Source organism: Stenotrophomonas sp. YJH_SMC_79 (genome assembly GCF_059367995.1).
Genome location: NZ_JCAFRK010000003.1, coordinates 711,495 through 724,499, shown reverse-complemented (window position 1 = coordinate 724,499; position 13,005 = coordinate 711,495). Strand labels below are relative to the sequence as shown.

The 13,005-nt window shown below is 66.3% G+C and carries 10 protein-coding genes; 4 read left to right on the top strand and 6 right to left on the bottom strand.

Going from position 1 to position 13,005, the window contains the following annotated elements:
* The first annotated feature begins 45 nt into the window (after positions 1–45).
* Positions 46–2,754, top strand: coding sequence for a TonB-dependent receptor (locus tag AC5P57_RS14375; protein WP_099551109.1), 2,709 nt, complete (start codon positions 46–48; stop codon positions 2,752–2,754).
* Between the two features lie 111 nt (positions 2,755–2,865).
* Positions 2,866–5,223 carry a family 20 glycosylhydrolase gene (locus tag AC5P57_RS14370; protein WP_262235363.1) on the top strand — a complete coding sequence of 786 codons (2,358 nt, stop codon included), beginning with the start codon at positions 2,866–2,868 and terminating at the stop codon, positions 5,221–5,223.
* A gap of 105 nt (positions 5,224–5,328) precedes the next feature.
* On the opposite strand, the gene AC5P57_RS14365 is transcribed toward AC5P57_RS14370, so the two are convergent.
* Both AC5P57_RS14365 and AC5P57_RS14360 read right to left on the bottom strand, forming a co-directional pair.
* On the bottom strand, positions 5,329–5,721 hold the full coding sequence (locus tag AC5P57_RS14365) for a VanZ family protein (RefSeq protein WP_099551107.1): 393 nt from the start codon (positions 5,719–5,721) through the stop codon (positions 5,329–5,331).
* Complete coding sequence (locus tag AC5P57_RS14360) at positions 5,718–6,902, bottom strand: class I SAM-dependent methyltransferase (protein WP_099551106.1); 1,185 nt, start codon at positions 6,900–6,902, stop codon at positions 5,718–5,720. Before AC5P57_RS14360 ends, AC5P57_RS14365 begins: the two co-directional genes overlap by 4 nt.
* Positions 6,903–6,961: 59 nt before the next feature.
* Here AC5P57_RS14360 and AC5P57_RS14355 point away from each other — a divergent pair, with 59 nt between their 5' ends.
* The gene (locus AC5P57_RS14355; protein WP_088479658.1) at positions 6,962–7,699 is read left to right on the top strand and encodes a pteridine reductase; all 738 of its coding nucleotides are present in this window, start codon (positions 6,962–6,964) and stop codon (positions 7,697–7,699) included.
* 31 nt (positions 7,700–7,730) lie between these two features.
* On the opposite strand, the gene folK is transcribed toward AC5P57_RS14355, so the two are convergent.
* Positions 7,731–8,216, bottom strand: a complete 486-nt coding sequence (folK, locus tag AC5P57_RS14350) for a 2-amino-4-hydroxy-6-hydroxymethyldihydropteridine diphosphokinase (protein WP_099551105.1) — start codon at positions 8,214–8,216, stop codon at positions 7,731–7,733.
* Positions 8,217–8,305: 89 nt separating this feature from the next.
* Between folK and AC5P57_RS14345 the strand changes: the two genes are divergently transcribed.
* On the top strand, positions 8,306–9,049 hold the full coding sequence (locus AC5P57_RS14345) for a proteasome-type protease (RefSeq protein ID WP_495219640.1): 744 nt from the start codon (positions 8,306–8,308) through the stop codon (positions 9,047–9,049).
* Positions 9,050–9,124: 75 nt separating this feature from the next.
* On the opposite strand, the gene AC5P57_RS14340 is transcribed toward AC5P57_RS14345, so the two are convergent.
* The 3 genes from AC5P57_RS14340 to AC5P57_RS14330 are packed head-to-tail and all read right to left on the bottom strand — an operon-like array spanning position 9,125 to position 12,895.
* Complete coding sequence (locus AC5P57_RS14340; RefSeq protein WP_099551103.1) at positions 9,125–10,636, bottom strand: hybrid sensor histidine kinase/response regulator; 1,512 nt, start codon at positions 10,634–10,636, stop codon at positions 9,125–9,127.
* 4 nt (positions 10,637–10,640) lie between these two features.
* Positions 10,641–11,081, bottom strand: coding sequence for a response regulator (locus tag AC5P57_RS14335; RefSeq protein ID WP_005411057.1), 441 nt, complete (start codon positions 11,079–11,081; stop codon positions 10,641–10,643).
* Positions 11,078–12,895 carry a sensor histidine kinase gene (locus AC5P57_RS14330; protein WP_099551102.1) on the bottom strand — a complete coding sequence of 606 codons (1,818 nt, stop codon included), beginning with the start codon at positions 12,893–12,895 and terminating at the stop codon, positions 11,078–11,080. The genes AC5P57_RS14335 and AC5P57_RS14330 overlap by 4 nt, the downstream gene beginning before the upstream one ends.
* Between the last annotated feature and the right edge of the window lie 110 nt (positions 12,896–13,005).

Genomic DNA, 13,005 nt, shown 5'->3' with positions numbered 1-13,005 from the left:
CGAACACCGCCGCCGGCATCCAATCGAGTGATGAGGAGAGACATCATGAACACCCGCAAGACCCTGCTTTCGGCCGCCATCGTCAGCTGCATCGCCTTCAGTGCGCATGCGCAGCAGGCCGCCCAGACCGCCACCGACCTGGATACCGTGCAGGTCACCGGCATCCGTGGGTCGATGGAAAAATCGCTGGACACCAAGCGCGAAGCCAATGCGCGCGTGGAAGTGGTCACCGCCGAAGACGTGGGCAAGCTGCCCGCGCACAACGTCGCCGACACCCTGCAGCGCCTGCCGGGCGTGAACATCAGCTCGTCCAGCGCCGACGAAGGCGGCTTCGACGAAGCCGACCGTGTCAGCCTGCGCGGTACCAGCCCGAGCCTGACCCAGACCCTGATCAATGGCCACACCGTCGGCTCGGCCGACTGGTTCGTGCTCAGCCAGGGCAACAACGTCGGCCGCAGCGTCAGCTACTCGCTGCTGCCGTCGGAGCTGGTGCGGTCGGTGGAAGTGAACAAGTCCTCGCAGGCCAAGCTGCAGGACGGCGGCACCACCGGTACCGTCAACATCCTCACCCGCAAGCCGCTGGAGTTCTCCAAGCAGCTCACCGCGGAAGGCTCGATCGGCATGGTGCGTTCGGACCAGGCCAAGTCGAATGACCCGCAGCTGTCGGCCCTGTTCAACTACAAGAACGACGAAGGCAACTTCGGCGTGATGGTGCAGGCCTTCAGCCAGAAGCGCGAGCTGCGCCGCGAAGCACAGGAAATCCCGGGCGGCTTCTTCCAGATCGATCCGAATGGCACCGTGGCCAAGTCCAACCCGGACCTGGCCGGCGTGTACGCGCCGGGCCTGCTCGGCTCGACCCTGTTCGAACAGACCCGCGAGCGCAAGGGCGGCCTGGTGTCGCTGCAGTTCAAGCCGATGGACAACCTGACCCTGGGCCTGGAAGGCTTCAGCTCGGAACTGAAGGCGAACAACTACAACCGCAACTTCATGCTGTGGGGCGGCCGCATCCTCAACGACCGCACCGTTGAAGATGCCAATGGCAACAAGATCCTGATTCCGGGCCAGGCCCCGAATCCGGGTTACGTCGTCAAGGATGGCGTGCTGTCCAACGCCACCTTCGCCGGCCAAGCCGACCGCGACTACGCGGTGTACGACATGATCTACCGCGAGTCGAAGGCCAAGACCAACTACATCACCTTCGATGCCGACTGGCAGATCAGCGACAACCTGGGCATGAAGTTCCAGGCTGGCAGCACCAAGGGCACCGGCGAAACGCCGCGCCAGTACATCGCCGAAGTCAACCTGGCCCGTGGTGGCGGCGCCACCTGGGCAACCCACGGCAACGGCTCGCCGATCGACTGGAACGTCGGTGGCAACATCGGCCCGAGCGGTGTGACCGATTTCGGCACCTGGGGCAACCAGCAGGTCACCGCGATCGACAAGGAAAAGTGGGCCACCCTCGATTTCAACCAGTACTTCGCCGACGCTGGCGTGCTGAACTCGATCGACTTCGGTGCCCGTTTCGGTGACCACAAGCGCGAGGCCCAGTCGCCGGAAGGCGCAACCCCGGGCGCGATCTGGGATGCGCTGAAGAACGGTGCGACCGCCAACTTCCCGGGCGGCTTCGCCAACGGCATCGGTGGCAGCTTCCCGCGCGACCTGTGGTACTTCACCCCGGGTGCACTGAAGGATGCGGTGACCAACAACTCCACCTGGCTGGCCGGCAATGACGGCCCGACCGGCCGCCACAACTACGGCGCCGAGTGGAAGGTATCCGAGAAGAACTTCGCCGCCTACGTGCAGGGCAACTTCAGCGGTGATCGCTGGAGCGGCAACGTCGGCCTGCGCTATGTCAACATCAAGCAGGACATCGACACCTACGCGGCGGCCATCGGCTCGACCGTGCCGGACGTGAAGAGCCTGTTCGGTGCCTGGACCCGCGAAGCCTTCGAGAACAAGCACAACCGCGTGCTGCCGAGCGCCAACTTCAAGTACGACCTGCGTGACGACCTGGTGCTGCGCCTGGCAGCCTCGCAGACCCAGACCCTGCCGGACTTCTCGGCGCTGGGCGCGTCCTCCTACGGTTCGGACCTGAACCGCACCGGTGGCGGCGGCAACCCGAAGCTGAAGCCGGTGGTGTCGACCAACTTCGACGCCAACCTGGAGTGGTACTTCATGCCGCGCGGCATGCTGTCGGTGGGTGCGTACTCAATGCGCCTGAAGGACTATGTGGCCTTCAGCACCGAGAAGCAGATGCTGTTCAGCGAGCTGACCAACCGCCTCGAGGAGTACAACATCTCGCGTCCGAAGAATGCCGACGGCAAGGTGCGCGGCTTCGAAGTGGCGTATGAGCAGCCGATCGGCGAGTACTTCGGCGTCAACGCCAACTACACCTACGCCGATGGCAGCACCTCGCATACCTGGGCCGACGGCACCGACAACCTGCTGGGCACCTCGAAGAACACCTACAACGTGGGTGCCTACTTCGAGAACGACACCTTCGGTGCCCGCCTCAGCTACACCCGCCGCTCGTCGTTCCTGATCGGCCTGTCCGGTGCCAACCCGTACTACCAGGATGACTTCGGCACGCTGTCGGCGTCGCTGAGCTACAAGGCCACCGACTGGCTGAGCGTCAGCTTCGATGCGCTGAACCTCAACAACCCGACCTACAAGTACTACCAGACCGCGGCCATCCCGACCTCGTTCTACAGCAACGGTCGCCAGTACTACCTCAACTTCCGCTTCAAGTACTGATCCAGCGGCGGCAACATCGCCGAGTCGTGCACGCACGCCGGGCCTGGGTCATTCCGGGCCCGGCGTTTTTCATGTATAGCGTTCATCGCACCGTTCCAAGGAGTCGTACCGATGGTCAAGCCTTCCCGCGCCCGGATGCGCAGCGCAGTGCTGCTGGGCAGCCTGCTCGCCCTGTTGCCGGTACTGCCGGCACTCGCCGCCGATCCCACTCCCGCCGCTGAAGCGCCCGGCCCGCAGCTGCGCGCCGGCAGCCTGATGCTGATTCCGGCCCCGGCCACCGTGCAGCGCGGCCAGGGCAGCGGCATCACCGTCCGCGCCGACACCGTGCTGTACGCAGAAGGCGAAGCAGCGCAGCGCGTCGCCAGCCAGTTCGCCGACCTGCTGGCCCGCAGCGGCGGGCCACGCCTGGCACTGGCCAAGGGCAAGGCCGCACCCAGGAGCGGCGGCATCCGTTTCGAGATCGTCCCGACCTTCCGCGACAGCGGTGAGGGCTACACGCTGGAAAGCACCGCGCAGGGCGTGGTGGTGCAGGCAGGCAACGAAACCGGCCTGTTCTATGGCGCGACCACCCTCGCCCAGCTCGCCACCGGCGGCAGCAACGGCGTGCTGCCTGCGGTGCAGATCCAGGACGCACCGCGTTTCAGCTGGCGCGGCTTCATGCTCGACTCCGCCCGTCACTTCCAGAGCCTGGACGAGATCAAGCGCGTGCTCGATGCGATGGCTGCGCACAAGCTCAACACCTTCCATTGGCACCTGACCGATGACCAGGGCTGGCGCATGGAAATCAAGCGCTATCCGAAGCTGACCGAAGTGGGCAGCTGCCGCCTGCCTGCAGGTGACGGCGGCATCGATCCGGTCAGTGGCCAGGAACATCCGTACTGCGGCTTCTACACGCAGGACCAGATCCGCGAGGTGATCGCCTACGCCGCCAAGCTGCATATCCAGGTGATCCCGGAAATCGATGTGCCGGGCCATGCGACTGCCGCGATTGCTGCGTATCCGGAACTGGGCAGCATCGATACGCCGCTGAAGCCGATCAGCGAATGGGGCGTGTTCCCCAACCTGTTCAACGTGGAAGACAGCACCGTCACCTTCCTCGAGAACGTGCTGGAAGAAGTGATCGACCTGTTCCCGGCCAGGTACGTGCATGTCGGTGGCGACGAGGCGGTCAAGGACCAGTGGGAAGCCTCGAAGCAGGTGCAGCAGCGCATGCGTGTGCTGGGCATCAAGAATGAAATGGCCATGCAGAGCCACATCATCAAACGCCTGGAAACCTTCCTGGAGGAGCACGACCGGCGCCTGATCGGCTGGGACGAAATCCTCGAAGGCGGGTTGCCGCCGCAGGCCACGGTGATGTCGTGGCAGGGCACCGAGGGTGGACTGGCTGCAGCCAGCGCCGGCCATGACGTGATCATGTCGCCGGTCGGCTACCTGTACCTGGACTACCTGCAAACCGCCTCGCCGAACGAGCCGCCGGGCCGTCCGACCCAGGTCAATCTCGGCAAGCTGTACAACTTCGAACCGGTGCCGGCCGAGCTGGCCGCCGACAAGCGTGGGCACATCCTCGGCCTGCAGGCCAACATGTTCACCGAGCACACGCGCAGCTATGCGCGACTGCAGCACAACCTGTTCCCGCGCCTGGCCGCCGTGGCCGAGACCGGCTGGAGCACGACGGAACATCGTGACTTCCGCGATTTCCTCGCGCGCCTGCCGGCGCAGCTGCAGCGCTACCGTGCCTGGGGCCTGGCCTATGCGCAGACGCCGTTCGAAGTGGGCGTGGATTACACCGACAATCGCGCGGACAACACGGTGACGGTGTCGCTGTCCAATCCGCTGGGTTATGAAGTGCGCTACAGCACCGATGACCAACCGGTGAGCGCGCAGTCGCCGCTGTACCAGCAGCCGCTGACCGGGCAACTGCCGACCACCGTGCAGGCCGCCGCGTTCTACCAGGGGCAGATGCTGGCCGCGAAGCCGACCATCGCCGCATTCACCGCGCAATCGCTGCTGAGCCGCAGCAGCGATGAGCTGCTCAGCTGTGTGGGCAAGAAGGGCCTGGTGCTGCGCCTGGAAGACGATGGCCCACGCGAAGGCAACCGTGCAGTGTTCAACGTCGACATCTTCCAGCCGTGCTGGCGCTGGCCGCAGGCGCAGCTGGACGGCATCGGTAGTGTGGAAGTGCGTGCCGGCCGCATTCCATACTACTTCCAGCTGGCCCACGACGAACCCAAGCGTCGCTTCGAGAAGGCCAAGCGGGCGCACGGCGAGATGCTCGTGCGTCGTGGCGACTGCAGCGGCAAGGTGCTGGCGGAAGTGCCGTTGCCGGCCACGCCGGATGCCGATGGCTTCGTGACGCTGAAGGCCACGCTGCCGAAGGGCACACAGGGCACCGGTGACCTGTGCATCAACTTTACCGGCGACACGCGTCCGGCGATGTGGGTGCTGGACGAGGTCACGCTGGGGAAATGACGGCAGGTCTGTCCTGGTGGGTGCCGACCTTGGTCGGCACCTCGGGCAGTCCATCCACGCATGGCGTGGATCTACGGGTGGGTGCCAGCCTTGGTTGGCACGCCTCTACCCGCGCCAGCGCAGCAGCAGGTCGCGCAACGGTGTCAGGGCCGTGGCCATGCCGGCCAGCACGCCAATGGTGTTGGCAATCGCATCCATCGGGTCGGCGGTACGGTTGCTGGTCAACGCGCCCTGGGCGAATTCGATGCCAATGCCCATCAACACCAGCCCCACGCCCACCCACAGCAGCGGACGCCCGCGGCGGAACAGCTGCACCGCGCTGCCGGCCAGGATGAAATAGGCGAGGAAGTGCTCGCCCTTGTCGCTGTTTTCCGGCAGCGGAATCGGCGGCGGTGGAATCAGGCAGACCACGACCACCAGCAGCACCGCCAGCACCCACAGCACGGTCCACAGCCGTGGCCGCCGCAGCGGCTTGGTCAGCGGCAGCGCTCCACTCACAGGCGCCAGCTCAGGTCACCCAGCTCGAAGGCCGGCTCGAAGTCGACGCCACGTTGCAGCCCGATGGCCTGGAAGCGCTCGCCCATTTCGGTCGGCAGGGTCAGCTTCTTCACCTGGTCGCGCAGCTGGATGCGGCCAACCTCATCCGTACGTTCCTCGGCCAGCAGCAGCACCTGGTCCAGGCCGTTGCCGAGCAGGAAACTGGCCTGGCTGCAGTAACCGGCCAGCTCGAAACCACCGTGCATGCCCGCCTCGGCCATCGCGGTGAAATCCACCGATGCGGTGATGTCCTGCAGGCCCGGCCAGCGATGCACGTCGTTGTGCACGTGGTGGCGGTAGAAGGCACGCACGGTACCGTCGTCGCGATCGTGCTGGTAGAACTCGCCGCGGTTGTAGCCGTAGTCGACGAACAGCATCGCGCCACGCTGCAGGCCACCGGCCACCGCCTGCAGCCAGTACGGCAGCTGCGGCAGCACTTCGGAACGGTAGCCCTCGGCGAAAGGCTTCTCCAGATAACGCTCGATGTGGCGCACCGCGCCATTGAGCAGGATGTCGGCCGGCTGCGCGCCGCGGATGAAATTGCCTTCGCCATCAAGCTCGACGGTTTCCTCGTAGACCTCGCCATCGCGGATCAGGAAGCGTGGAGTCGGCAGCGCGTCAATCACCTCGTTGGCAAACACCACGCCCTCCCAGTCCTCCTCGAACGGGCGATCGACCCAGTCCACGCGCGCCGCCAGCTCTGCTGGCAGGCTCTGCTGCAGGCGCTGCTGCTGGCGCTCGCGCAGGTCGGCACTGGGTTCAAGGATGGCGTAGCGCGACGGCAGCGCGTCCAGCTCGGCCAGGCGCAGCAGCACCGCCTCGGCGAAGGCGCCCGTGCCGCCGCCCAGCTCCAGCATCCGCGCCTGCGCACCCAGCTGGGCGAACACCGGTGCCAGCGCATTGGCCACGCTGCCGGCGAACAGGCTGCCGAGCTCGGGCGCGGTGGTGAAGTCGCCACTGCCACCGAACTTGCTGGCGCCGGCGCTGTAATAACCCCAGCCAGGGGTATACAGGCACAGCTCCATGAAGCGCGAGAAGGGCATCGCCCCGCCCTGCGCAAGGATTTCGGCGCGCAGGGCGGCGGCCAGCTGGTCGCTGTGGGCCAGGGCATCGGCTTCGGGCAAGGGGAAGGTGGGCTGCATGGCGTCTTCGAATGCGGTGACAATGGTGCACAGGATAGCCGAGCCTTGGAGGACCCTCGATGAGCGATACCCACCCCGTGGTCCTGATCACCGGCAGCGCGCGCCGGATCGGTGCGGCCATTGCCCGCCAGTTCCACGCCTGCGGCTGGTCGGTGGTGCTGCACGCCAACACCTCCAGCGCCGAGCTGCAGCAGGCCGCGTTCGATTTCGACAACGTGCGCCCCGGCAGCGTGCTGGCGCTGCAGGCCGACCTGCGTGACGCCGACGCCCTGTCCGACCTGGTGGAACAAGCGGTCACCCATTTCGGCCGCCTGGACGCGCTGGTCAACAACGCGTCCAACTTCTTCCCCACCCCGCTCGGCCAGGTCACCGCCGAGGCGATGGACGAGCTGTATGCGGTCAATGCGCGCGCGCCACTGCTGCTGTCACAGGCGGCGGCGCCCTACCTGCGCCGCCAGCAGGGCTGCATCGTCAACCTGACCGACCTGCATGGCACCGACCCGATGCGCGACCACATCGCCTACACCATGGCCAAGGCCGCACTGGAGATGGCCACGCGCTCGCTGGCGCTGGAGCTGGCGCCGAAGGTGCGGGTCAATGCGGTGGCGCCGGGTGCGATCCTGTGGCCGGAACAGGGCAAGGACGATTTCGCCCGCGAGGCGCTGCTGGCGCGCACGCCGCTGGCGCGGATCGGTACCGTGGAGGAAATCGCCGAAGCGGTGTATTGGCTGGTGGCCGAGGCCAGCTTCGTCACCGGCCACACATTGCGCGTGGATGGTGGACGCACGGTAAGTTGAGGTAGTGCCGGCCGCTGGCCGGCAACCTCCCTCATGCCAGGTCCACCACCTCGAACGCCTCGCCAAACTGCTTGTGCGCGCGCCACAGCGTGGCCAGGTCCTGCCCACTGACCGGGTCGATGAAGTCCGGCGCGATGTCGGCCAGCGGCTTCAGCACGAAGGCATGCTTCAGTTCCGGGCGCGGGATGCGCAGGTGGCCGGGACCTTCCACCACCAGGTCGCCGTAGAACACCACGTCGATGTCCAGGGTCCGGTCGGAAAAGCGCGGCCCGCTGCGGTCGCGGCCGTGCGCGTCTTCCAGCGCATGCAGCCAGTCGTCCAGCTCCTGCAGCGGCAGGTCGGTCTCGATCGCTACCGCATTGTTGAGGAAGGCCGGGCCATCGAAGCCGACCGCGGCGGTACGGTAGGCGGGCGACACCTGCAGCGCGCCGAAGCGCTCGCGCAGGGCCGTCACCGCGGCGTGGAGGTAGCGGCGGGGCTGGACATTGCTGCCCAGGCTCAGGAGCACGGTCGTCATGCGGTTCAGGTGGCAGCGATGGGGGCGTGGACATGCCGTCGTCACGGCGGCCTGCCTACAATCCGGGACGCACATGATAGGGCACCGACATGACCTATTGCGTTGGAATCGAGGTGGACGAAGGCTTGGTCTTCGCTGCCGACACCCGGACCAATGCCTCGCTGGACGATGTGCGCGTGCACCGCAAGCTGCACGTGTTCGAGTACCCCGGCCAGGCAGCCTACGTGCTGATGGCGGCCGGCAACCTGGCCACCGCCCAGCTGCTGGTGTCACGCCTGGGGCGCGACGCCGGTGAACGGCGCACGCCCAACCTGCGCGACATGACCCACCTGTTCGAGGCCGCCGAGTATGTCGGCCAGCTGCTGGTGGACAGCCAGGTGCACAGCAGCCACAGCGAGCACGGCCATGACGGGGTCAACACCCAGGCCACGCTGATCTTCGGCGGGCAGATCGCCGGCGAGCGGCCGGGTCTGTACATGGTCTATCCACTCGGCAACGCCATCGCTGCTTCGCCGGAGACGCCCTATCTGCAGATCGGTGAGTCCAAGTACGGCAAGCCGATCCTCGACCGCATCCTCAGCCCGGCCACACGCCTGGAGGACGCGGCGCGGACGGCAATCGTGTCGCTGGATTCGACCATCCGCTCCAACCTGTCGGTAGGCCTGCCGATCGACCTGGCGCTGCTGCGCGATGGTGAACTGCGCATCGGCCAGCAGCTGCGGCTGGGTGCTGATTCAGCGCTGTATGCCGACATCCACCAGAACTGGTCGCGGCGGCTGGAACAGGCGGTGGACGCCCTGCCGCGGTTCCCCTGGGAAACCTTGGACCGGTAGTGCCGGCCGCTGGCCGGCAACCGCGTTGATTCCACCACACATGAATGCCGGCCAGCGGCCGGCACTACCGGAACGTCAGCCCAGCGCTTCGGCCACCGCACGGAACACCTGCTGCATCTGCAGTGGCTTGTGCAGCACATGCACCTCCACGCCGTCCGGGAATGCATCGGCCGCAACCGGCACTGCCGGATCCTCCAGCACCAGTGCCGGGCCGCGATAGCCCAGCGTGGCCATCTCGCCCAGCAGCTGGCTGGCCGGCAGCAGCTTGGAGCCTGCATCGGCGATCACCAGCGCAGGCATCGCCTCCTGCTGCATCCAGCGCAGCGCGGCCGGGCCGTCGGACGCCAGCTGCAGCTGGTAGCCCTGGCTGGACAGCGCATTGCCCAGCAGCGACAGGCGCGTGGCTTCGCCATCGACCACCAGGATCGACTGGCCGCTGCCCAAGGCCACCAGCTGTTCGATCGGCTCGCTGCCATCGATGGCGTCGTGCATCGGCAGGCGCAGTTCGAAGCAGGTGCCCTGCCCCGGCTGGCTGCTGACGTGGATGCTGCCGCCGGCGCCTTCAACGATGCGCTTGCAGGAAATCAGCCCCAGGCCAGTGCCATCTGCCTTGGTGGTGAAGAACGGATTGAACAGATGCGACAACGTATCCGCATCCATACCGATGCCTTCGTCGGCCACGCGGATATGCATCCAGTCCACGCCATCGCGCTGGCCGGCATGGCTGGCGGTGAGGCTCAGGCGGCCGCCATTGGGCATCGCCTGGATCGCATTGAGCGCCAGGTTCAGCATCACCTGCTGGAGTTCGGTGTAGTTGGCATCGACCACCAGGCCTTCGTCCTGCACCTGCAGTTCCAGGCGCACGGCGTCGGGCACGTTGCTGCGCAACAGCAGCGCCACCGCATCGAACAGGCCATCGATCTCGATGCGCTCGCTCGGCTTGCGCGAACCGCGCACGAACGACAGCATCGATTCGGCCATCTCATGGCCACGGCGGCCGCACTCGGCGATGACATCGGCCAGATGATGCAGCTGCGGATCGTCGGTGCGCGCCTTCAGCAGGTCCGGCATGATCAGCAGCGGCTGCAGGATGTTGCGCAGGTCGTGGCTGAGGCCGGCAGCGAGCAGCGACAGGCTTTCCAGGCGCTGCGCGCGCATCAGTTCGGTTTCCACCCGTGCGCGCTCGATCGCGCTGCGTGCATCGCGGATCGCACGTGCCACCGCCGACGGCAGGCGCGCCGGCAGGTGCTTGATGATGTAATCGTTGGCGCCCTTCTGCAGCGCCGCCACCGCGTTCTCCTCACCCATGGTGCCGGAGACGAAGATGAAGGGCACCTCCGGTGAGGTCTCACGCACGATGCGCAGCGCGTCGTCACCGGAGAATCCCGGCATGCTCAGGTCGGACAGCACGATGTCCGGCTGGAACGCGACCAGTGCCTGGCGCAGTTCGGCCTCGCTTTCGACGCGCTCGAAACGGGCCTCCAGGCCCGCATCGAGCATCTGTTCGGACATCAGCTCGGCATCTTCCGGTGAGTCCTCCACCAGCAGGATGCGCAGCGCCCCCAGGGCGGGACCGGTCAGGGGCATGGGCTCACTCGAGTTCCGGTGCCTGGTTGATCAACGCCCAGAACTTGCCCAGGGTCTGCACCGCGCCGAAGAACTGGTCCACGTCCACCGGCTTGACCACATAGGCGTTCACGCCCATGTCCCAGCTGCGGGCCAGGTCGCTTTCCTCCCGCGAGGACGACAGGATCACCACCGGCAGGCGCTTGAGCTCTTCGTGCTCGCGGATCTGCCGCAGTACTTCCAGGCCATCCATGCGCGGCATCTTGATGTCCAGCAGCAGCACGGCCGGCAGGCCTTCCTCGCGGTTGGCGAAGGCACCACGGCGCAACAGGTAGTCCATCACTTCCACGCCATCCTCGACGTGCACGATGGGGTTGGCCAGACGCGCCTCTTCCAGGGCGTCGATCGCCATTTCGGCATCCGCCGGGCTGTCTTCGGCGAGAAGAATGGTGCGCAGAGTGGTCATGCAGAAGGCCCTTGTTTGTCCGCATCGATCGCGGGAGGCAGGTAGAAGTGGAAGGTGGCGCCAACGTCCGGTTCGGCCTCGGCCCAGATACGGCCGCCATGGCGGGTCAGCACGCGGCGCACGCTGGCCAGGCCGATGCCGGTCCCCGGGTAGTCACTGGCCTTGTGCAGGCGCTGGAACACACCGAACAGCTTGCCGGCGTAGGCCATGTCAAAGCCTGCACCATTGTCGCTGACCGTGAACTGATGACCGCCGTCAGGCTGTGGCTGGTAGTCCACGCGGATCTTCGCCGGCTCGCGGTTGCCCGAATACTTCACCGCGTTGCCGAGCAGGTTCAGCCAGACCTGGCGGATCATGTTCTCGTCGCCGACCACGATCGGCAGCGGGGCGATGTTCCACTCCACCTGGTGCAGATGGCCGCTGTTCTCGGCCTCGGCCTGCAGGTTGGAATCGAGCATGGCGCGGGTATCAGCCACAAGTGACTGCATGTCCACCGCCTGCTGGCGCATCGCCACCCGGCCCAGCCGCGAGTAGACCAGCAGGTCGTCGATCAATGCCGCCATGCGCCGCGCTGAGCTGGAGATCACCTCCAGGTAATGGCGGCTCTTGTCATCGGCGGCGTCGCCCAGATGGCGCGACAGCTTGTCGGAGAATCCGGCCACGTGGCGCAGCGGCGCGCGCAGATCATGCGAGACCGAATAGCTGAAGGCTTCCAGTTCCCTGTTGACCTCGGATACCTGCGCGACCTTGCCCTCCAACTGGCGGTTCAGCTCTTCCACGCGCATCTGCACGGCACGCTGCACCGTGACATCGCTGATGGTCAGAAGCACGACTTCGTCATCGGTATCCGGCAACGGCATGCGCCGCGCATTGAGCAGCATGTAACGCGCCATGCCATCGGCGGTGCGCTGTTCGTGCTCGAAATCCCACAGCTCGCGGCCACGCAGCAGCACGTCGGACAGGCGCTGGCGCACTACGGCGTCGTTCCAGGCGCCGTCGCCGACTGTTTCCAGCAGCAGGCCATCGGCACGTTCGTCCTGCAGCCCGTACAGCTCGGCGAAGGCCGGGTTGTGCAGCTGCACGCGCAGGTCGCGGTCGAGCAGCACGATGGGCTCGCGCACGGTCTGCAGCACCGAGGCCGCACGTGCGGCCGAACGCAGCGATTGTCGTTCGGCATGCAGGCGGCGGCCGATCTGTCGCTGCAGCAGCCACAGCACCAGGCCAAGCAGCGCCAGCTGCACCACCAGCGAACTCCACGACACCAGCTCGGTCTGCCTGCGCTGGCGCGCAGCCTGGTCGGCTCGCAATGTCAGCAGTTTCTGCTCGCTGGCCTGCAGTTCTTCCACCAGGCCACGGATCGGATAGCGCGTGCTCAGATCCTGCACCAGCTCGCGCTGATCACTGTTGGGCTCGGATTTCGCGAGCTCACGGGCAAGTGCCATGCGGCCTTCCAGCATCGACTCGATACGACCGATGCGGATCAGCTGGTCAGGATTGTCGCGGGTCATCCGGCCCAGTTCGGCCAGGCGTCCAGGGATGTCGTTGGCCTTGGCCATGCGCTCGCGCAGCCCCGGCGCATCCACACCCTTGGACAGCGTCAGCGCCGCCGACTCGACATCGCGTACGTCGGCCTGCAGCTGTTGCAGGGCCACACCCACGGCCTGGGTATGGTTGACCCAGGCCATCGCCTGTTCGTTGTCCTGCTGCAGTTTGCGCAGAGTCAACCACGGCACCACGATGATCGCGGCAGCGGCCAGCGCCAGGGCCGGCAACCGCCAACGGTCCCAGATGTCGTCACTGAAAACCAGCGCCATAGTTCCTCGTCAGCACGGCCGCGTAGCGTTGTCCGGGACGAGCCCGGCTGCGGCGGAACCGGCAATATAGCGCAGGCGGTCACAAGTCTGGGGTTTCCAGACTGGTTGGC